Here is a 20155-nt window from a genome sequence, read left to right as displayed (position 1 = left end):
GGTATTTATGGTTTCTGTCTGCTCTTCAGTAAAAATAAAGGGGAGAGACTGCGGTACTATAAACGGCCATGATGAATCGTCATCGATTCGGGCCCTGATGAAAGACGCGCGTGAGGTTCTTGTTCGTTAAGCGGATACGTATATCCTGTACAATAGCCAGATAGGCCTCACGGGGTCTAACCCTTTATCATCAACGAATTGCAGGTCAGATGGTTATACAGCTTCGAGCTTTAGTTGACTGAGTACAGCCGGAAATCATCACCGTAATGTAGTGATGCCCAACACAGCCGCGCATTTTTGGCGGCGATGGCCACAACAGCCCGCCAGTACCCTCTGCGCTCAACCAACATACAAACCCAACGGCTGAATGAGTCAGTCCTTTTCCCGGCGCCAATAAGCACTGAACGAGCCCCCTGAACCAGAAGCGTTCGCAGATACGAATCACCGGCTTTTGTGATCCTGCCGAGTTTCGACTTTCCCCCGCTGCTGTATTGTGATGGCGTCAGCCCCAGCCAGGCTGCCAGTTGACGTCCATTTTTAAAATCATGTGCATTACCGATACTGGCGACCAGTGCACAGGCCGTTGTGGGACCAACGCCCTTTAGCTCCATCAGCCGCTGACTGCGATGATCTGTTTTGGCTATGTGGGACAAAATTCGGTCATATTCAGTGATGTTAGCTTCAATGCGATCAACGTGTTCCATCAAATCATCAACACATTGCTGAACCTGAAGCGGTAAAGAGCTCTTCTGCACAGAAACCATGTGGCGCAGGGCATCAGCACTTTGTGGCGCGATGACACCGAATTCAGATATCAATCCTCGCAGACGATTATACGTTGCTGTTTTCTCTTCGATAAAACCCTGACGGGTACGATGTAAACACTGCATGGCCTGCTGGCTTTCGTCTTTCACTGGTACGAACCGCATATGCGGACGACGAACAGCTTCACAGATAGCCTGAGCATCAGCTGCATCATTTTTTCCTGATTTTCCGGCCATACGATAAGGCGATACAAACTTAGCAGCCATCAGACGTGGCTCATGACCATACTGCCGAAACAATCTTGCCCAGTAGTGAGCCCCGGAGCATGCTTCCATCCCGATAACACAGGGAGGCAAACTTGCAATTAACTCAGGAAGTGCAGCACGCGATACTTTAGGCTTAACCAGAACAGTTCTACCATTTTGATCAACACCGTGAACAGCAAACACATTTTTAGCAAGATCGATACCGACAGTCGTGATAGTCATAACGAATTCCTCCGGGACGATGTGTACCCCATGATTGCACAAGAGTTAATCAGGCGCATAATCAGGGGAAGTCCCTTCCATTCGTTAAGGCTATTTTTTGACCTTTCGACTTTAGCGGGTCTCAACCGACGAAACTTACCGGAAGCCGGTATCCGGTTGCTTTTCCAGATATAATCGCCTGTCAGATTGATATGCTCCCAGCCTAGCGGGGACAAATGCGACAGCAATTGATCGTTGATCTTCACCCCTTTACGCTTCAGGGCATCGACCGCTCTTTCCATATAGACGGTATTCCACAGCGAGATAGCTGCCGTCAGCAGCGTCAGTCCACTGGCGCGATAGCTCTGATTTTCCGGTTTACGATCCCTGATTTCACCCAGACGGTGCAGGAATACCGCGCGCGCCAGCGCGTTACGGGCTTCTCCTTTATTCAGTCCCGCCTGGACCCGCCGACGAAGTGCCGGATCGCGGAACCAGTCGATCATAAACAGCGTTCGTTCAATACGGCCAATTTCTCTCAGTGCTTTGGCAAGTCCATTTTGCTTTGAGTAGCTGGCAAGCTTTTTCAGCATCAGGGATGCCGTCACTGTTCCCTGCTTTATCGAGGTTGCCAGACGCAACACTTCACGCCAGTGAATTTCGATCTCTTTCAGGTTCAGGCTGGTCGTTGATATCAGTGACTGAAGCGCCGGGTACTGGTCTGCTTTCCCTTTGATAAACAGCTTCTTGTCATGGAGATCCCTGATTCGCGGACAGAACGCAAATCCCAGCAGATGCATCAGGGCAAAGACATGATCGGTGAAACCCGCGGTATCGGTGTAATGCTCCCTGATTTTCAGGTCACTTTCGTGGTACAGCAAGCCATCGAGAACATGGGTTGAATCCCTGACCCGACTTATTATGCAGGTGTAAAACGGGCTGTATTGATCCGAAATATGGGTATAAAACTGTCGTCCGGGCTCCTGCCCATATTTCGGGTTAACCTGTCCTGCGTAGCGGCCAGTGCTGCCTGTTCTGAAATTCTGTCCATCTGATGATGATGTTGTCCCGTCTCCCCAGAATGCCGCCAGCGGCCTTTTCCCCTGCGCGTTTACCAGTTCTGCAAGGGCGGCTGAATAGGTTTCGTCGCGGATGTACCATGCCTGAATATCTTCAAGTGATGATTTGGTACTCCCGGGGCAGGCTTCTGCCATTTTTGTCAGGCCAAGATTGATGCCATCCGCAAGAATGGTGGTGAGAAGCAGGCGGGTATCGGGACGGGTAATGTCATTTTTTATATGCGAAAAATGTCGGGTAAACGTCGTCCAGCCGTTTACCTCATCGAGAATTTCCGTGATTTTAGGGCGCGGTAGCATGCTGTAAACCAGCTCTGCCAGCGGTGAAACCTGCGCCGGTACGCAGTTATCCAGCGGAGAGACTTTTACGCCCCTGTCGGAAATTTCCACATCGGGCAGTTCACCAAGGGCTGCCATGGCATTGACCTCTTCAAGTCTGGACTGAAGCAGGGTCATACGGCTGGTAATGTACTCATGGTAATCAGCAGATACGGGCAGTGGCAGCGCCGGAGTGAGTTTGTCAAAGTCCTTTTCGGGAATGAGGTAATCATCAAAATTTTTGTAGCGCCGTGAGCCTTTAACCCAGATGTCCCCGGAGCGCAACGCTCCCTTAAGCTCGCTGAGCGCACAAAATTCATAATACTGCCGATCAATACCCGCAGGTGTAATCACCACCCTGTGCCAGCTTTCAGGGACAAACTCAAGCGGCGCAGTCGCCGGAACTTTACGTGAGTGCTTCAGGTACATATCCTTGATCACAACCAGCGCATCAGCCAGAGGTTGCGCTGCCGGGGTTGCGACTAACTGTAAAGTGGATAACATGCGTGGGGCATATTTCCGTAATATGCTGTATTTCTCGGTAATAATATGCAGCGGGTCAAAATTATTTTTTCTGGCGAGATGGCGTGTTTCCTCCAGACTGGCGACAAATTCAGGCCATGGGAGTATATTTTCTATTGCGAGCCATGGATCGTCACCGGAATCGCGGGCATCAGACAGCGCCTGACCGACATCGATGTACTGCCTCAGTTTTGACTGGATCAGCTTTCCGGTCTGCTGAAGGCGCTCTGCCTGTGTTCTTTTGGCTTTGCTGAAAAGGCTGTTCAGCATTCGCTCATGCAACTCAATCACTTCGTCTGTCAGTGTGGCTCTGGCTTCTTCCAGCACGCACACCAGGATCGCATGACGCCGGGTTGCTGAAAATCGGGTCAAATCACGGCTACTCATCTTCCGGCCTTCCCGCGCCAGTTTCAGCAACCGGTTCTGGTGAATGGTACGATCTATACCTTCCGGTAATGCCAGCGATTCAACGCTGCTGAGCCGATCAAGATGTTGCAGCACGTTCTTACCATTGATTTTACCCGGCGGTTGCAGAAGCCATGTCAGCCTGGAAGACTGATTATCCGATGACTCAAGTAAACGATCCAGGGCATCCCTGTGAGCCGGAGTTAACGGGGCATTCAGAGTCTGAAATACGATTTTATCGCCGCCTGCCATGGCCTCAGCACAGGTACGCTCCACGACATCAATCGCGGGGATTATTACGTTGTTCTGCCGGAGCCAGACCAGCATCTCTTCGGCCAGGAGAATACCTTTATCAGTACGCGTCGCCATCGACAGCAGGTGTGTAATACAGTCCTGCTGTATTTTGCCGGTAAATGCCTTCACGCCAAGATAGCGGTACAGTTCGGTTAAATGCTCGCGCCGGGTCGTATCCCTGCCGGAAAGGTAAGCAGGCCAGAGATCACCGGTAAGATTTAGCCTGCTGGCGATATGTTTCAGCAGTGCATCAGAGGGTGGGATTTTTTTATCCGGGGCAAAGCCAACATTTTTCAGATAGCAAAGAAGGACGGCAAAACCAAAACGGCTGGCGGGTTTACGGTGAGCACAGATAAGCGCCAGATCATGCTCACTGAAATAGGCCATCCGGGTCAGCGTTAACTCATCGTCTGGCAATGCCAGTAATGATTCTCTTTCCGACAGAGAAAGAATCTGCCTCCTTGCCATATAGTTTCCCTCATAAATTATCCGATGCGGTATTTTTAACAAAAATGGTTATCGCATAAGGGTGTACTCCCGCGCTATACGGCATTTTCAGAGGTTTGACCTTAATCGGATAACCTAAATGCGATACTGCAAGAGCGACAACTTAAAAGCGATAGCCACTGACGCAAAATCAACCCCTTACGAACCAAGATTGGTTAAATAATGCGCTTAACGTACAAAAATTTCCGATCTCCAAACTGACCCCGCTAAGAGGGGATGATATCATTGCTTTAGCTAAAGAGCTTAACCTGCCCTTTACTGCTAAAAACTCCCCTGAAGAGTTAGATCTTAACATTATTGAGTGGATAGCTTATTCAAGTGATGAAGGATACTTGTCTTTAAAATTCACCAGAACCATAGAACCATATATCTCTAGCCTTATTGGGAAAAAAAATAAATTCACAACGCAATTGTTAACGGCAAGCTTACGCTTAAGTAGCCAGTATTCATCTTCTCTTTATCAACTTATCAGGAAGCATTACTCTAATTTTAAGAAGAAAAATTATTTTATTATTTCCGTTGATGAGTTAAAGGAAGAGTTAATAGCTTATACTTTTGATAAAGATGGAAATATTGAGTACAAATACCCTGACTTTCCTATTTTTAAAAGGGATGTGTTAAATAAAGCCATTGCTGAAATTAAAAAGAAAACAGAAATATCGTTTGTTGGCTTCACTGTTCATGAAAAAGAAGGAAGAAAAATTAGTAAGCTGAAGTTCGAATTTGTCGTTGATGAAGATGAATTTTCTGGCGATAAAGATGATGAAGCTTTTTTTATGAATTTATCTGAAGCTGATGCAGCTTTTCTCAAGGTATTTGATGAAACCGTACCTCCCAAAAAAGCTAAGGGGTGATATATGGCTAAAATTTACGATTTCCCTCAAGGAGCCGAACGCCGCAGGATGCACCGCAAAATCCAGTGGAACAACGCTGTAAAATTATCTAAAAATGGCTGGAGTAAGCCAGAGGTTAAACGCTGGTCTTTTTTAGCATTCATCTCAACTGGCTGGTATTACTTTCGCCTTTCGGTAGCAGTCATTTTCCATATCATTACTATTTGTGGTTTAGCTGTGCTCGCGGCGTTAAGCAATACGATATTCTGGATTGGTGGCGCGATATGTCTTGTAACCTGGTATACAAATGACCATCAAATTTGGAGTACTAACAATCTTACTATCCCTATTGTTTTCGGACTTTGGGTGTTAAGTTTAGTAGCTGCACCACTCATAGATTTTTTCAGTCAAAAATTGCCCTTTTATCGTCTTCTTGTGCCTGATACGAAGCGTGAGGAAGTGGGCGAAGATGATTCTTAAAGCCCTGCCCTGTACGGCTTTAACGCCTTCTCGCGGTAGATCTATGGATGTTGAGAATGTAGTATGGTTATACTGCGATGCAGGATAGGGCAAACGCCGTAAAATGACGTCATTCGACGTTATTTTTCAGCGTTTGCCAGGTGACCTACAGTCGGTTCTTGTTGGGAGATTTTATGAAGTTTATAGTAAAGGATTTTATCAGTGATAAATATGCAAAGGCTATTAACATTTTAAATGATAACCTTAAAGAAAACTACTATGTTTTTTATGGTGTAAGGTTAAGTGAAATTCTTTTTCCTGCAAGTGATTATGGTACAGATGATTTTTTTAAGGAGTTTGAGGAAATAAACAACGTTACCTTGCCTTTAGTTGTTTTTGAAATAAATGAACGTAAACCTGTGATTGTAATTGGTTTTGATGAAATAAATGGTGCGATTCTTATAGAGAAATCCGGTATAAAGGTTTTAGTAATCGATAATCTATCGGCGTTGCTGACCAATGAAACATTGGGTGTCTTCTTCAAGTAACAGATCTAGCTGAAAATCGTAATCAAAACTGTGCACCTTATCTGTGAGGCTATTCAGTTTCATTAGATAGTCTATTCCGATAGATAGCGAGGTGGGTTTTTCGAACTCAAGCCAGAAGCAGACATTGTAAACCCTTCCGAACCAGAACCCCCCGCCATAGCAAAGTGCGCGTTGTATGAAAACCCAAGTACCGGGCGGCATGTAGTTTACACACTCTCCGCGATGAATTACTTCATATTTGCTTATTTTACTGGTCATAGTCGGTGCTTATAAAGATATGTTTATATATACAGTATTTTAAAAATGGTCGAAAGAAAAGCCCTTGCGGGCTTATTTTTTTAGCTGTCTTTTTTGTTTTTTTGTTAGCTGTAATGTCTAACCTATTTTCGCGGATTCCAAAATCCAGCGGTTTTTCTCAGCTTCATCCATGTTATCGAATGCCGCCAACGCCGCTTTGAGAACTGTTGTTTTATTCTGTCCTGTTCTTACCGCCTCGGCTTCGAGAATGGATTCAAATCCGTCTGATAGGCGAAAATTAACCAGCCTTCCCTTTCTCGATGCGGGCCTTCTGTTTGCACCTGAAATAAAGCGCGCTGTATCGGCGTTCGTAGCTGCGCCTTCTGTATCTGGCAATTTTGGGCGATTGAGTTTAAGGGTCATTTTTATTGCTCCGGGCTACTTATTTCCGATAAGTTTAATTGCTTTACGATGTAAAGACAACGTAAAGCAACAATTATTTCTATATGATGCCTAGTTCCTGTGCCAGTAATTCTAGTTGCGCTTTTGCTGCCGTCAGGCTTGTTGCGCGGCTTACATCATGTACACCTGCCCCTTCATTACAGGCGCTTTCAAATACATCTAGATCGGAGAGGCGCGTTTTGAGTGGCTGAATCCATATGCTATCGGAGCGCAAGAACTTATCTAGTTTTATAGCTGCCTGGCGGTGTCGAGGCTTACTGGAATTTATTCTTGTCAGTAATACCCAGGGCTGAAGTTTTGGGTTTGTTTTTTGTGCAATACGGACTTTTTCTGTAACAGTGGTGAGAGTTTCACTCTCGAAATCAGAAGACGGTTTAGTCAGGGTGATCATTATATCTGCTACTGTCAGTGCGCTACGAAACTCTTGGCTATCATGTCCGGGGCAATCCACGATCAGTACATCGCATAGCTTGCTGAGGCGGCTTATCTCTTTACTGACATTGCCATAACCCTCCTGGACGCTTACTGGCAATAAGCCATTCTCTTTACGTTTCTCATTCCAGCTCATCATGTCGTTGTTTTTGTCTGTCTTCAGGACAATAGCTGATTTTCCCTTGTTCACGAGCATTGCAGCCAGATTTGCAGTTGTTGTGCTTTTACCTACACCGCCTTTATCTGATGAAACCAACAATGTGATACCCATAGCCCTCTCCCGTCTTTATGGTGTCTTTACGACGTAAATTGATATGTGTCTTTACAGTGTGGTTATAACGTAAAGCTAGGTGCGTGTAAAGATGGTGCCGGGGAAAATGTATTTATTGTGTCTTTATGCTGTCTTTACATCGTCTTTATATGACGTTACATCGTCACATAAAGTCAAAATGTTTGGTTCTTTTTGAGTATGCCTTTTAAATACCACCCATAACGGGTACTGTATAGTTATGCTTTAACTACCTAAATCGAACTGGTTCTACACTGTGACTCAAACTGTACCGAAAGGCTTTGTCCGGGCTTATTTACGCGCCTCTACATCTGAACAAGATGCTTCTCGCGCTCTGGCTGCGATTGATAGTTTTGCCGAGGAACGTGGGCTGAACATTTGCAATTACTACATTGAGAATGAATCTGGTTCGAGGCTTGACCGGCCTGAATTATTCAGGTTGCTCAAAGACTGCCGGCACAACGATATTCTCTTAATTGAGGATGTAGATCGGCTCTCACGTCTGACTGGCGAAGACTGGAACAGCTTGAAAAAATTGATTAGGCAGAAAGATATACGAGTGATGGCCATCAACGTTCCGACAACATGGATAGCTTCAGGAAGCCATGATTTTGATAGCCGCATGTTTGCTGCAATTAACGATATGTTGCTCGACATGCTGGCTGCTGTGGCACGTCGTGACTATGAACAACGCCGGGAACGTCAAAGACAGGGGATTAGTAAAGCTCAAAAAGAGGGAAGGTATAAGGGGCGACAGGCCAATAAGGAGCGATACGATGCCATCAATCGGTTGCTCGATAGCGGTAGTTCCTGGAGTCAGGTACAGAAAATTATGGCCTGTAGTCGAGGGACAATTAGTAGTGCTGTAAAATCGAGGAAGTTGAACGCCATTTAAGCTAGTAGTTACAACACTCAATAGAATTTAAGCCGACTCTGCTTGGCTTGCGAGTGTGGCTAATAGGGGAGCCCGCAGAATTCGGAAAAAATCGTACGCTAAGGTTTTCCGGGCATCCGTAAGGGCCGAAACTTCCCGTCTTCCAGTCTGCGGCTCTGCCGCCAGACGTAATCGCCGGTTAGGTTGATGTGCTCCCAGCCCAGCGGCGACAGGAATTGCAGCAGCTCGCCGTCCACCGGCTTGCCGGCCTCGACCAACCCCTGGGTGGCGCGTTCCAGGTACACCGTGTTCCACAGCACGATAGCCGCCGTCACCAGGTTGAGGCCGCTGGCCCGGTAGCGCTGCTGCTCGAAGCTCCGATCCCTGATTTCCCCAAGGCGGTTGAAGAACACCGCCCTGGCCAGCGAGTTGCGCGCCTCACCTTTGTTCAGGCCGGCATGCACGCGGCGGCGCAGTTCAACACTTTGCAGCCAGTCCAGGATGAACAGCGTGCGCTCGATCCGGCCCAGCTCGCGCAGGGCCACGGCCAGTCCGTTCTGGCGCGGGTAGCTGCCGAGCTTGCGCAGCATCAGCGAGGCGGTGACGGTGCCCTGCTTGATCGAGCTGGCCAGGCGCAGGATGTCGTCCCAGTGGGCACGCACGTGCTTGATGTTCAGGGTGCCGCCGATCAGCGGGCGCAACGTCGGGTAGGCTTGCACGCCCTGCGGCACGTACAGCTTGGTTTCGCCGAGGTCGCGGATGCGCGGCGCGAAGCGGAAGCCTAGCAGGTGCATCAGGGCAAAGACGTGATCGGTGAAGCCGGCCGTGTCGGTGTAGTGCTCCTCGATCCGCAGGTCGGACTCGTGGTACAGCAGGCCGTCGAGCACATAGGTGGAATCGCGGACGCCGACATTCACCACGCGGGTGCTGAACGGCGCGTACTGGTCGGAGATATGGGTATAGAACAGCCGTCCCGGCTCGCTACCGTACTTCGGGTTGACGTGCCCGGTGCTCTCGCCCCGGCCACCCGCGCGGAAGCGCTGGCCATCGGAGGATGAGGTCGTGCCGTCGCCCCAGTGGGCGGCAAAGGCGTGGCGATACTGGTGGTTGACCAGCTCGGCCAAGGCCGCCGAATAGGTTTCGTCGCGGATGTGCCAGGCTTGCAGCCAGGACAGCTTGGCGTAGGTCAGGCCGGGGCTCGACTCGGCCATCTTGGTCAGCCCGAGGTTGATCGCATCACCGAGGATTGCGGACAGCAGCAACGTCCTGTCTTTGGCCTCGGCCCCGTCCTTCAAGTGGGTGAAGTGGCGGCTGAAGCCCGTCCAGTCGTCCACGTCCATCAGCAGTTCGGTGATCTTGATGCGCGGCAGTAACTGGCTGGTTTGGTCGATCAGCGCCTGCGCCCGATCCGGCACCGCCGCATCCAGCGGGGTGATTTTCAGCCCTGACTCGGTGAGGATGGCATCGGGCAGCTCGTTGTCCTTGGCCAGGCGGGTGACGGTGGCCAACTGCTCGTCCAGCAGCTGCAAACGCTCTTCCAGGTACTGGTCGCTGTTCGGGTTGATCGCCAGGGGCAGGGCCTGCTCGCGCTTGAGTGCGGCGAACTTCTCGGCCGGCAGCAGGTAGTCGTCGAAGTCGCGGAACTGCCGCGAGCCCTTGACCCAGATGTCGCCGGAGCGCAGGGCGTTCTTCAGCTCGGACAGGGCGCAGATTTCGTAGAATTTCCGGTCGAGGCCTTCCGGGGTGATCACCAGCGGCTTCCAGCGCGGCTTGATGAAGGCCGTGGGTGCATCGGCCGGCACCTTGCGCAGGTTGTCGGCGTTCATCTCACGCAGGGTCTGCACGGCTGCCAGCACGCCTTGCGCGGCCGGCCCGTGCTGTTCCCCAACTTTTCGCTCGGCGAAGAGTATGAACATGCGCCGCCGGCGACGAATCGCCAAATCTCACCGTATCTCCCGAGCGGACGATTTCGCACCGGTCTGCCCGTCGAAGGGCTTGCGATCGAACGGGGCGACCTTTTCTATGCATGTCCGCGAGCCAGCGTCTTTTATGGCACGGCGCTCGACGCCGACCTTCGGACGCGCGGCGTAAGCACGCTTGTCATGGCCGGGATAAGCACCACCGGCGTTGTTCTTTCAAGCGTCGCCTGGGCTAGTGATGCGGACTACGACGTGCGTTTGGTCCAGGACTGCTGCTACGACCCGGATCGGGATGCCCACGAAGCTCTGTTGCGTTCCGGGTTCGGCGGACGTGTACAGGTCGTGTAATTTTCGGGCCTCGCATGATCGCGGCCATAGCCGCAGGTGGATTGGTGCGAGGCAGGGCCAGTCCAAGTCAGGGTGCGGTCATCGCGGCGCCTGCAACTCTCAAAAACCCATCGCCGTAGCGGAGGTCTTGTAATCGCATGTCATTACGCACGCCCGATTTATTGTTCACAGCGATAGCACCTGCCATTTGGGGCAGCACCTACATTGTCACCACCCAATACCTGCCGAACTTCTCACCGATGACGGTCGCGATGCTGCGGGCGTTGCCGGCGGGTTTATTGCTCGTGATGATCGTCCGACAGATTCCAACGGGAATCTGGTGGATGCGCATCTTCATCCTCGGCGCACTTAATATTTCGCTATTCTGGAGCTTGTTGTTTATTTCGGTCTACCGCCTGCCGGGCGGGGTCGCGGCGACGGTAGGCGCTGTGCAGCCGCTGATGGTCGTGTTCATCTCTGCCGCTCTGCTAGGTAGCCCGATACGATTGATGGCGGTCCTGGGGGCTATTTGCGGAACTGCGGGCGTGGCGCTGTTGGTGTTGACACCAAACGCAGCGCTAGATCCTGTCGGCGTCGCAGCGGGCCTGGCGGGGGCGGTTTCCATGGCGTTCGGAACCGTGCTGACCCGCAAGTGGCAACCTCCCGTGCCTCTGCTCACCTTTACCGCCTGGCAACTGGCGGCCGGAGGACTTCTGCTCGTTCCAGTAGCTTTAGTGTTTGATCCGCCAATCCCGATGCCTACAGGAACCAATGTTCTCGGCCTGGCGTGGCTCGGCCTGATCGGAGCGGGTTTAACCTACTTCCTTTGGTTCCGGGGGATCTCGCGACTCGAACCTACAGTTGTTTCCTTACTGGGCTTTCTCAGCCCGGGGACCGCCGTGTTGCTAGGATGGTTGTTCTTGGATCAGACGCTGAGTGCGCTTCAAATCATCGGCGTCCTGCTCGTGATCGGGAGTATCTGGCTGGGCCAACGTTCCAACCGCACTCCTAGGGCGCGTATAGCTTGCCGGAAGTCGCCTTGACCCGCATGGCATAGGCCTATCGTTTCCACGATCAGCGATCGGCTCGTTGCCCTGCGCCGCTCCAAAGCCCGCGACGCAGCGCCGGCAGGCAGAGCAAGTAGAGGGCAGCGCCTGCAATCCATGCCCACCCGTTCCACGTTGTTATAGAAGCCGCATAGATCGCCGTGAAGAGGAGGGGTCCGACGATCGAGGTCAGGCTGGTGAGCGCCGCCAGTGAGCCTTGCAGCTGCCCCTGACGTTCCTCATCCACCTGCCTGGACAACATTGCTTGCAGCGCCGGCATTCCGATGCCACCCGAAGCAAGCAGGACCATGATCGGGAACGCCATCCATCCCCGTGTCGCGAAGGCAAGCAGGATGTAGCCTGTGCCGTCGGCAATCATTCCGAGCATGAGTGCCCGCCTTTCGCCGAGCCGGGCGGCTACAGGGCCGGTGATCATTGCCTGGGCGAGTGAATGCAGAATGCCAAATGCGGCAAGCGAAATGCCGATCGTGGTCGCGTCCCAGTGAAAGCGATCCTCGCCGAAAATGACCCAAAGCGCGGCCGGCACCTGTCCGACAAGTTGCATGATGAAGAAGACCGCCATCAGGGCGGCGACGACGGTCATGCCCCGGGCCCACCGGAACGAAGCGAGCGGGTTGAGAGCCTCCCGGCGTAACGGCCGGCGTTCGCCTTTGTGCGACTCCGGCAAAAGGAAACAGCCCGTCAGGAAATTGAGGCCGTTCAAGGCTGCCGCGGCGAAGAACGGAGCGTGGGGGGAGAAACCGCCCATCAGCCCACCGAGCACAGGTCCCGCGACCATCCCGAACCCGAAACAGGCGCTCATGAAGCCGAAGTGCCGCGCGCGCTCATCGCCATCAGTGATATCGGCAATATAAGCGCCGGCTACCGCCCCAGTCGCCCCGGTGATGCCGGCCACGATCCGCCCGATATAGAGAACCCAAAGGAAAGGCGTCGTCGCCATGATGGCGTAGTCGACAGCAGCGCCGGCCAGCGAGACGAGCAAGACCGGCCGCCGCCCGAAACGATCCGACAGCGCGCCCAGCACAGGTGCGCAGGCAAATTGCATCAACGCATACAGCGCCAGCAGAATGCCATAGTGGGCGGTGACGTCGTTCGAGTGAACCAGATCGCGCAGGAGGCCCGGCAGCACCGGCATAATCAGGCCGATGCCGACAGCGTCGAGCGCGACAGTGCTCAGAATTACGATCAGGGGTCTGTTGGGTTTCACGTCTGGCCTCCGGACCAGCCTCCGCTGGTCCGATTGAACGCGCGGATTCTTTATCACTGATAAGTTGGTGGACATATTATGTTTATCAGTGATAAAGTGTCAAGCATGACAAAGTTGCAGCCGAATACAGTGATCCGTGCCGCCCTGGACCTGTTGAACGAGGTCGGCGTAGACGGTCTGACGACACGCAAACTGGCGGAACGGTTGGGGGTTCAGCAGCCGGCGCTTTACTGGCACTTCAGGAACAAGCGGGCGCTGCTCGACGCACTGGCCGAAGCCATGCTGGCGGAGAATCATACGCATTCGGTGCCGAGAGCCGACGACGACTGGCGCTCATTTCTGATCGGGAATGCCCGCAGCTTCAGGCAGGCGCTGCTCGCCTACCGCGATGGCGCGCGCATCCATGCCGGCACGCGACCGGGCGCACCGCAGATGGAAACGGCCGACGCGCAGCTTCGCTTCCTCTGCGAGGCGGGTTTTTCGGCCGGGGACGCCGTCAATGCGCTGATGACAATCAGCTACTTCACTGTTGGGGCCGTGCTTGAGGAGCAGGCCGGCGACAGCGATGCCGGCGAGCGCGGCGGCACCGTTGAACAGGCTCCGCTCTCGCCGCTGTTGCGGGCCGCGATAGACGCCTTCGACGAAGCCGATCCGGACGCAGCGTTCGAGCAGGGACTCGCGGTGATTGTCGATGGATTGGCGAAAAGGAGGCTCGTTGTCAGGAACGTTGAAGGACCGAGAAAGGGTGACGATTGATCAGGACCGCTGCCGGAGCGCAACCCACTCACTACAGCAGAGCCATGTAGACAACATCCCCTCCCCCTTTCCACCGCGTCAGACGCCCGTAGCAGCCCGCTACGGGCTTTTTCATGCCCTGCCCTAGCGTCCAAGCCTCACGGCCGCGCTCGGCCTCTCTGGCGGCCTTCTGGCGCTCCTGCTGCGGCGTCCGCTCGTGGGCCGTGGCGCGGGTCCGCGCGCCGGCCTCGTGCGCCTGGCGCTCGCGGGCGAGGTCCAGGGCGGCCGTCTTCACGTTCTGCCTTGCGCAGATGAGATAGGAGAGCATGAAAAACCTCGGGGCAGCCATCGAATGATGCCATCTACAGGGGTTAAAATAACCACCATCATTTCATAACAATACCTGCTGACTATGAAGATCTACGTCATCAAAATAGCAGTTCATGGAGTCAGTCCGATGGTCTGGCGTCGGCTGAGAATTGCTGCCGACACGTCACTGGCCGCGCTTCACTTCATTTTCCAGATAGTGCAGGGCTGGGGGGACGACCATCTCCATCAATTTCACATTTATGGCAAAGATTACGGTATCTCCTACGAAGGAGGCATCGGTTTTGTCGATAATCCGTTCCGGGTCGTGATTGATGATTTTGCTTTTGATGCTGGCGATCGCTTTACCTATGAATACAATTTCTTTGAGCACTGGCTTCATGACATTCGTGTTGAGGCCATTTATGAAAACTCTACGCTGAAAGCGCCGTTTTGTATAAGCGGCCATGGTATGCCCGGAGCCACAGCTGCGGATGAGTTCGATAAAACCCTGGCGTTTCTTGAAGCTATCGTTAATGCGGATGATGAAACAACGGTCGGCGAGATCCGCCCTTTTGCTGACGACCTGGATGCTGTCAGGTTCAACCGCCACAAAATCAACCGGCAACTGAGCAGGCTCGACCTTGCATCTCCGGTACTGGAGCCTGAAGTTATCTGGCTGGGCCGTCGTCGCTGACTGATGTCTATAAAGGTATACGTTTTCAGCATGCCTCTCAGATCCCCGAAAAAATGTCTATAAACCTCCCTAAATCAGTGTTTATGGATTATTCTTTAAATCTCTATGATGTTTAAAGACCTTCCGGAGGTTTTGCGTGCAATATGCCTACATCAGGGTAAGCTCGGCCGATCAGAATACGGCCCGTCAGGAAGAGGCATTGTCAAAGGCGGGTTTTCAGCCTGATAAAATTTGTGTTGAGCATGCCAGCGCGAAGGACACAAACCGCCCGGGGTTACAGGAACTCCTGGGGCAATTACGCCCTGGTGATACGCTTCTGGTTCATTCCATCGATCGCCTTTGCCGGAATATGTCGGATATGTGCGCTGTCACCACCCGGCTTCGTGACCAGGGCGTTACCCTTATTTTTCTGAAAGAGCAGCTGACGTTCAGCGCCGGCACAAACAATCCGATGCAGGAACTGCAGCTGCACATGATGTCGGCATTCAGCCAGTTTGAACGAGCCTTACTGAAGGAAAGGCAGGCCGACGGCATCGCCGCGAAAAAAGCACGGGGTGAAAAAACAGGGCGCCCCGGCGCCGATATCAAAAAGATCCAGGAAATTGACGCACTCAGAAGCAGAGGGGTCAGGCTCAGGATCGCCTGCGACCATGCGGGCCTTGGCGTTTCCACATATTATAAGCTTCGTCACCAGATGAACAACCAGTAGCCGGGAGATAGTCATCCACCACAGCAGGAGGCAATGATGCAACTGACGCTCCAGATAGTCATCACCGATGAATCAGGCTCCAGTCGAACGGAGGAACTGATGACAATCCAGAAATCAGGGGAGACCCGGAACGACATCGGATTATCGGTGTCAGAATCCAAGCTGTTGCTGAATACGGTCCAGCAGTCGGTGGTCCAGCTGCAGGCAGACGAATATACTCAACACCATATCCGGTGCCCTCACTGCCTTGCTGCGCGCAGAATCAAAGGCAAACAGAAAATACGGTACCGGACGCTGTTTGGCGTTATTCCGGTATCCGGGCTTCGGGTGTACCGGTGCCGTTGTGAAGAGAGTGATACAAAGACAGTCAGTTTGCTCAGCGACTGGGCCGGCGATTATTCTCACCCGGCACTGAAATATATTGAAACCCGCTGGGCCTCGATGATCTCCTATGAAATGACGACTCGTCTGCTGAAAGATATTCTGCCGGTGGGCCACAGCCTGAATGCCTCAACGGTGAGGAATCATTTATGCCAGGTGGCGCAGCGTCTTGACGCTGAGGCTGAAGCTCATTCAGGTTTTCTTTCCGGCTGCCCCCGCGACTGGGGGAACCTGCCCAGGCCAGGAAAACCGCTTGTGGTGGGTATAGATGGTGGTTATGTTCGCGATCGGGATGACAAAAAGCGTAATTTTGAAATTATTGCCGGGAAGTCTTTTTCCGTTGGTGCGCCTGCTGACACCCGCCGCTTCGGTTTTGTTCAGAAGGATGACTGTCATCCGGAACGCAGGCTCATGACCCACCTTTCAGCGCAGGGAATGCAGGCCAACCAGCAGATATTTTTTCTGTCCGACGGCGCGGATAATCTCAGGGACCTCCAGTTCGGTATGTACCCTGAGTCAACGCATGTGCTGGACTGGTTTCATATCACCATGAGGCTGAAGGTGCTCATGCAATATGCCCGGGGACTGCTGGTATCAGATCCAGAGGCGGGGAGTAAAGTTCTGGCACTGCTGGAAAGCATTAAACGATATCTCTGGCATGGCAATGTTGTCGCTGCGCTGGAACATATTGATAATTGCGTTATGTATTGCGATGACCCTGAACTCAGCTATCCTAGCCTGAAATCCCTGCAAAAACATCTGGATGAAATGTATACCTACATCCGGAATAATAAGATGATGATCCCAAACTACGGCGAAATGCGTCGGTACGGAGAGCCGGTATCAACCGCGTTTGTGGAATCCACGATCAATGAAGTGATCGCCAGACGAATGGCCAAAAAGCAGCAGATGCAGTGGAGCAGAAAAGGGGCTCATTATTTGTTACAGACCCGGACCGCCGTTTTGAATAACGAACTGCAGGATAAATTTGTCTGCTGGTATCCGGGTTTTCAAAGTGACGGGAAGGGACCAGCGATGGCAGCATAGCTCACGCTGCCCCAATATTTTTTATGCTCTCGGTCGTATGGAAGCTGGACCGCCTCGGTCGTGATCTTCGTCATCTCATTAATACAGTGCACGACCTGACCGCGAGGGGGACCGGTCTGAAAGTGCTGACCGGTCACGGGGCGACTATCGACACAACAACGGCCGCTGGCAAGCTTGTCTTCGGTATCTTTGCCGCACTGGCGGAGTTTGAGCGCGAACTGATTGCTGAAAGAACGACTGCAGGTCTGGTATCAGCAAGAGCCCGTGGGCGGAACGGCGGCCGACCTTATAAAATGACGCCAGTCAAACTGCGACTGGCAATGGCATCAATGGGACAATCAGAAACAAAGGTCAGTACGCTATGCCAGGAACTTGGGATAACCCGGCAAACTTTGTACAGGCATATTTCCCCTGTTGGTCAACTGCGGGCGGACGGGATCAAGCTGCTCAACCGTGGATAATTTGAACGGACGGAAAAATCTGGGGTTCCGGCGTAGTACCCCTATCACCTCCACATTTTTGCAACAGTGCCTTATAAATGGCAGCCTTATGTTTACTTGCCAAGATGGGCTACCATATGATGTTTTATACTGAGCAATATTAATATTATCTTTAATGGAAAAATTAAGCCCACTAAGTGACCCACTGCTATATGGCTCTATTGTGAAGACGCCTGAGGGTAAAAATTTATACATGGTTGTCCCTATGTCTATTATTGCAAGGTTGACAATATTATTCGTTTTATAAATTTGAGCGTTTAAAATCACACATCAAAGCAATTAGTCAGGATAAACAACAATACCCAGTGCTTCGAGAATCAGTTCTTGCTGCCAGGCTGCAATTTTGATACCTGATGTATCGACTTTGCGGGGATCTAAACCGTCGAGTTCGGCGTGGCATAAATTGGCACCCTGTAGGCTAAATTGCCCCCAGACATCTTCGGAAAAAACACCTCGACTTAAGTCTGACTCTTTCAGTGATGCACCCGCTAGGTTCGTTCCTATCCAGCGATTTTCAAACAACTCACATTTTTCTAAACAAACCCTCTCCATATTGGCATAGGAAAGATTACATCCAGAAATAAATGCTGAGCAAAAGTACATACGATTACTCACTTGATGGGCAAAGTTTGTTCGGGAAAAGTTGGCACCTTTTAAATCACACGCACGGAACTCTATACCGTAGCAATTGGCATTACTGAAGTTTGCCATCGCAAGTTGGCATTGTTGGAAACTTGCATCACGAAGATCTGCGACATCAAAGTGGCAGCCTTCGATATCACCCTGTTCAATGAACTTGCAGTTGACGAATGTCGTATCACGCAAGTTAGCACGTCGAAAGTCGCTGCGAATGAATGTGCAAGCGGTGAAGGTGAGATCACTTAAGTCTTTATGTGAAAAGTTGTGGTGCCGATATGTATGATTGTAGGTTTCCATGAGTACTCCTTGTTGAAAGGAGGGCTAGACTACCATTATACATATGCCAAGACATTAAAATAAAAGCCTGTTACATCAACACATTACAACCCCTCAATTTACCTGTTTTAAGTGGTCAAATTGGCGCGTAGAGCGCCTATCGCTCTTGCATTGGCACGCGGCCCTGTTGAAAAAAGTTATTCGCTTTAGATAGGGTTAGGAGAGCCGTGCTTCGCCGGTAAAAAATCGGACTATCCGACGCAGGGCGGACTCATCGGCGGAGAAGCAAACTTTGACTATATCTCCCTACACTTGGAAGAGGGCTAGACTGGCCCCATAGATCACCAGACACTTCGACTCTCTTAAAATAAGAGGTAGTCTTGGAACTATGTTTAATACCAGTCAGAACGATAAGATGGTTGAAGTGTTATCAGGACCTGAGCGGCGTCGGCGTCGTACACCGCAGGAAAAAATTGCCATTATTCAGCAGACTATGGAGCCCGGTATGACCGTGTCTCATGTCGCGCGCCTGCATGGCATCAATGCAAACCAGATATTCAAATGGCGCAAGCAATATTAAGACGGTTCACTGACGGCTGTTGCATCGGGCGAGGAAGTGGTGCCGGCCTCCGAACTCGCTGCCGCCAATAAGCAAATTCGCGAACTCCAGCGCCTTCTGGGCAAAAAGACGATGGAAGCCGAGATACTCAAAGAGGCCGTGGAGTTCGGCCGGGCAAAAAAATGGATTGCGCATGCGCCCTCGTTGCCTGGGAACGACGAATAAGCGACGTTTGCAGAAGTCTTAGCGTGTCGCGTGCGCAGTTGAGCATTCGGGTTCACCGGCCATCTGACTGACAGGATCGCAGACGGCAGCCCCGTTCTGACGATACCACCGTATTGTCCCGGATAAACATGGCGGTGGCTGACCTGCCGACGTATGGTTATCGCCGTGTGTGGGCGCTGCTGCGACGGGAGTCGGAGCGGGACGGCCTGCCTGTGGTTAATGCAAAGCGGGTGTATCGCATTATGAGAACGGGCACTGTTGCAAATAGTCGGTGGTGATAAACTTATCATCCCCTTTTGCTGATGGAGCTGCACATGAACCCATTCAAAGGCCGGCATTTTCAGCGTGACATCATTCTGTGGGCCGTACGCTGGTACTGCAAATACGGCATCAGTTACCGTGAGCTGCAGGAGATGCTGGCTGAACGCGGAGTGAATGTCGATCACTCCACGATTTACCGCTGGGTTCAGCGTTATGCGCCTGAAATGGAAAAACGGCTGCGCTGGTACTGGCGTAACCCTTCCGATCTTTGCCCGTGGCACATGGATGAAACCTACGTGAAGGTCAATGGCCGCTGGGCGTATCTGTACCGGGCCGTCGACAGCCGGGGCCGCACTGTCGATTTTTATCTCTCCTCCCGTCGTAACAGCAAAGCTGCATACCGGTTTCTGGGTAAAATCCTCAACAACGTGAAGAAGTGGCAGATCCCGCGATTCATCAACACGGATAAAGCGCCCGCCTATGGTCGCGCGCTTGCTCTGCTCAAACGCGAAGGCCGGTGCCCGTCTGACGTTGAACACCGACAGATTAAGTACCGGAACAACGTGATTGAATGCGATCATGGCAAACTGAAACGGATAATCGGCGCCACGCTGGGATTTAAATCCATGAAGACGGCTTACGCCACCATCAAAGGTATTGAGGTGATGCGTGCACTACGCAAAGGCCAGGCCTCAGCATTTTATTATGGTGATCCCCTGGGCGAAATGCGCCTGGTAAGCAGAGTTTTTGAAATGTAAGGCCTTTGAATAAGACAAAAGGCTGCCTCATCGCTAACTTTGCAACAGTGCCCA

At 51.9% G+C, this 20155-nt stretch carries 17 protein-coding genes and 4 pseudogenes; 13 read left to right on the top strand and 8 right to left on the bottom strand.

Annotation, left to right across the window (positions count from 1 at the left end; genetic code table 11):
• Positions 1 to 230 precede the first annotated feature (230 nt).
• Positions 231 to 1253: an IS110 family RNA-guided transposase gene (locus tag OGV71_RS02560; RefSeq protein WP_000156887.1), complete on the bottom strand. Its 1023-nt coding sequence runs from the start codon at positions 1251 to 1253 to the stop codon at positions 231 to 233.
• A complete protein-coding gene (locus OGV71_RS02555) occupies positions 1250 to 4315 on the bottom strand; it encodes a Tn3 family transposase (protein WP_070083100.1) in 3066 nt (1021 codons plus the stop codon). The genes OGV71_RS02560 and OGV71_RS02555 overlap by 4 nt, the downstream gene beginning before the upstream one ends.
• A 245-nt stretch (positions 4316 to 4560) precedes the next feature.
• On the opposite strand from OGV71_RS02555, the pseudogene OGV71_RS02550 reads away from it, so the two are divergent.
• The 3 genes and pseudogenes from OGV71_RS02550 to ddp1 all read left to right on the top strand — a co-directional run.
• A pseudogene (locus tag OGV71_RS02550) lies at positions 4561 to 5208 on the top strand (replication initiation protein PI); the annotation flags it as partial.
• Between the two features lie 3 nt (positions 5209 to 5211).
• Positions 5212 to 5667, top strand: a complete 456-nt coding sequence (locus OGV71_RS02545) for a hypothetical protein (RefSeq protein WP_025755757.1) — start codon at positions 5212 to 5214, stop codon at positions 5665 to 5667.
• A gap of 173 nt (positions 5668 to 5840) precedes the next feature.
• Positions 5841 to 6194 carry a DNA distortion polypeptide 3 gene (ddp1, locus tag OGV71_RS02540; RefSeq protein WP_025755756.1) on the top strand — a complete coding sequence of 118 codons (354 nt, stop codon included), beginning with the start codon at positions 5841 to 5843 and terminating at the stop codon, positions 6192 to 6194.
• Positions 6195 to 6569: 375 nt separating this feature from the next.
• Here ddp1 and OGV71_RS02535 read toward each other — a convergent pair whose 3' ends face one another.
• Both OGV71_RS02535 and OGV71_RS02530 read right to left on the bottom strand, forming a co-directional pair.
• A complete protein-coding gene (locus tag OGV71_RS02535; RefSeq protein ID WP_015058244.1) occupies positions 6570 to 6854 on the bottom strand; it encodes a hypothetical protein in 285 nt (94 codons plus the stop codon).
• Positions 6855 to 6933: 79 nt separating this feature from the next.
• On the bottom strand, positions 6934 to 7596 hold the full coding sequence (locus OGV71_RS02530) for a division plane positioning ATPase MipZ (RefSeq protein WP_015058243.1): 663 nt from the start codon (positions 7594 to 7596) through the stop codon (positions 6934 to 6936).
• A 274-nt stretch (positions 7597 to 7870) separates the two neighbouring features.
• Here OGV71_RS02530 and OGV71_RS02525 point away from each other — a divergent pair, with 274 nt between their 5' ends.
• Positions 7871 to 8509 carry a recombinase family protein gene (locus OGV71_RS02525; protein WP_024245155.1) on the top strand — a complete coding sequence of 213 codons (639 nt, stop codon included), beginning with the start codon at positions 7871 to 7873 and terminating at the stop codon, positions 8507 to 8509.
• Between the two features lie 98 nt (positions 8510 to 8607).
• Here OGV71_RS02525 and OGV71_RS02520 read toward each other — a convergent pair.
• A pseudogene (locus OGV71_RS02520) lies at positions 8608 to 10359 on the bottom strand (Tn3-like element TnAs1 family transposase); the annotation flags it as partial.
• Between the two features lie 3 nt (positions 10360 to 10362).
• Between OGV71_RS02520 and OGV71_RS02515 the strand changes: the two are divergent.
• On the top strand, positions 10363 to 10755 hold the full coding sequence (locus OGV71_RS02515) for a cysteine hydrolase family protein (protein ID WP_001351729.1): 393 nt from the start codon (positions 10363 to 10365) through the stop codon (positions 10753 to 10755).
• Between the two features lie 137 nt (positions 10756 to 10892).
• The gene (locus tag OGV71_RS02510; RefSeq protein WP_000058717.1) at positions 10893 to 11777 is read left to right on the top strand and encodes a DMT family transporter; all 885 of its coding nucleotides are present in this window, start codon (positions 10893 to 10895) and stop codon (positions 11775 to 11777) included.
• Positions 11778 to 11808: 31 nt separating this feature from the next.
• Here OGV71_RS02510 and tet(A) read toward each other — a convergent pair whose 3' ends face one another.
• Entirely contained in the window at positions 11809 to 13008 is a 1200-nt protein-coding gene (gene tet(A) / locus OGV71_RS02505; protein WP_001493765.1) for a tetracycline efflux MFS transporter Tet(A), read from the bottom strand.
• Between the two features lie 105 nt (positions 13009 to 13113).
• Between tet(A) and tetR(A) the strand changes: the two genes are divergently transcribed.
• A complete protein-coding gene (gene tetR(A) / locus OGV71_RS02500) occupies positions 13114 to 13764 on the top strand; it encodes a tetracycline resistance transcriptional repressor TetR(A) (protein WP_001493764.1) in 651 nt (216 codons plus the stop codon).
• A gap of 31 nt (positions 13765 to 13795) precedes the next feature.
• Here tetR(A) and OGV71_RS02495 read toward each other — a convergent pair whose 3' ends face one another.
• Positions 13796 to 14071 carry a relaxase gene (locus tag OGV71_RS02495; protein ID WP_152922203.1) on the bottom strand — a complete coding sequence of 92 codons (276 nt, stop codon included), beginning with the start codon at positions 14069 to 14071 and terminating at the stop codon, positions 13796 to 13798.
• Between the two features lie 84 nt (positions 14072 to 14155).
• Between OGV71_RS02495 and OGV71_RS02490 the strand changes: the two genes are divergently transcribed.
• The 4 genes and pseudogenes from OGV71_RS02490 to OGV71_RS02475 all read left to right on the top strand — a co-directional run.
• The gene (locus OGV71_RS02490; protein ID WP_012477564.1) at positions 14156 to 14746 is read left to right on the top strand and encodes a plasmid pRiA4b ORF-3 family protein; all 591 of its coding nucleotides are present in this window, start codon (positions 14156 to 14158) and stop codon (positions 14744 to 14746) included.
• A 136-nt stretch (positions 14747 to 14882) separates the two neighbouring features.
• Complete coding sequence (locus tag OGV71_RS02485) at positions 14883 to 15455, top strand: recombinase family protein (protein WP_001493762.1); 573 nt, start codon at positions 14883 to 14885, stop codon at positions 15453 to 15455.
• 36 nt (positions 15456 to 15491) lie between these two features.
• Entirely contained in the window at positions 15492 to 16883 is a 1392-nt protein-coding gene (locus tag OGV71_RS02480) for an ISKra4-like element ISKpn19 family transposase (protein ID WP_001493761.1), read from the top strand.
• 32 nt (positions 16884 to 16915) lie between these two features.
• Positions 16916 to 17344 (top strand): annotated as a pseudogene (locus OGV71_RS02475) (recombinase family protein); the annotation flags it as partial.
• Positions 17345 to 17662: 318 nt separating this feature from the next.
• Here the strand turns inward: OGV71_RS02475 and OGV71_RS02470 are convergent.
• Entirely contained in the window at positions 17663 to 18319 is a 657-nt protein-coding gene (locus OGV71_RS02470; protein ID WP_001516695.1) for a quinolone resistance pentapeptide repeat protein QnrS1, read from the bottom strand.
• Between the two features lie 394 nt (positions 18320 to 18713).
• Here OGV71_RS02470 and OGV71_RS02465 point away from each other — a divergent pair.
• A pseudogene (locus OGV71_RS02465) lies at positions 18714 to 19330 on the top strand (transposase); the annotation flags it as partial.
• A 66-nt stretch (positions 19331 to 19396) separates the two neighbouring features.
• Positions 19397 to 20101 carry an IS6-like element IS26 family transposase gene (locus tag OGV71_RS02460; RefSeq protein WP_001067855.1) on the top strand — a complete coding sequence of 235 codons (705 nt, stop codon included), beginning with the start codon at positions 19397 to 19399 and terminating at the stop codon, positions 20099 to 20101.
• The last annotated feature ends 54 nt before the right edge of the window (positions 20102 to 20155 follow it).

The sequence above is a fragment of the Citrobacter sp. Cf088 genome, from assembly GCF_030334295.1.
GTDB lineage: Bacteria > Pseudomonadota > Gammaproteobacteria > Enterobacterales > Enterobacteriaceae > Citrobacter > Citrobacter freundii.
This window is presented reverse-complemented; position numbering and strand designations above follow the sequence as displayed.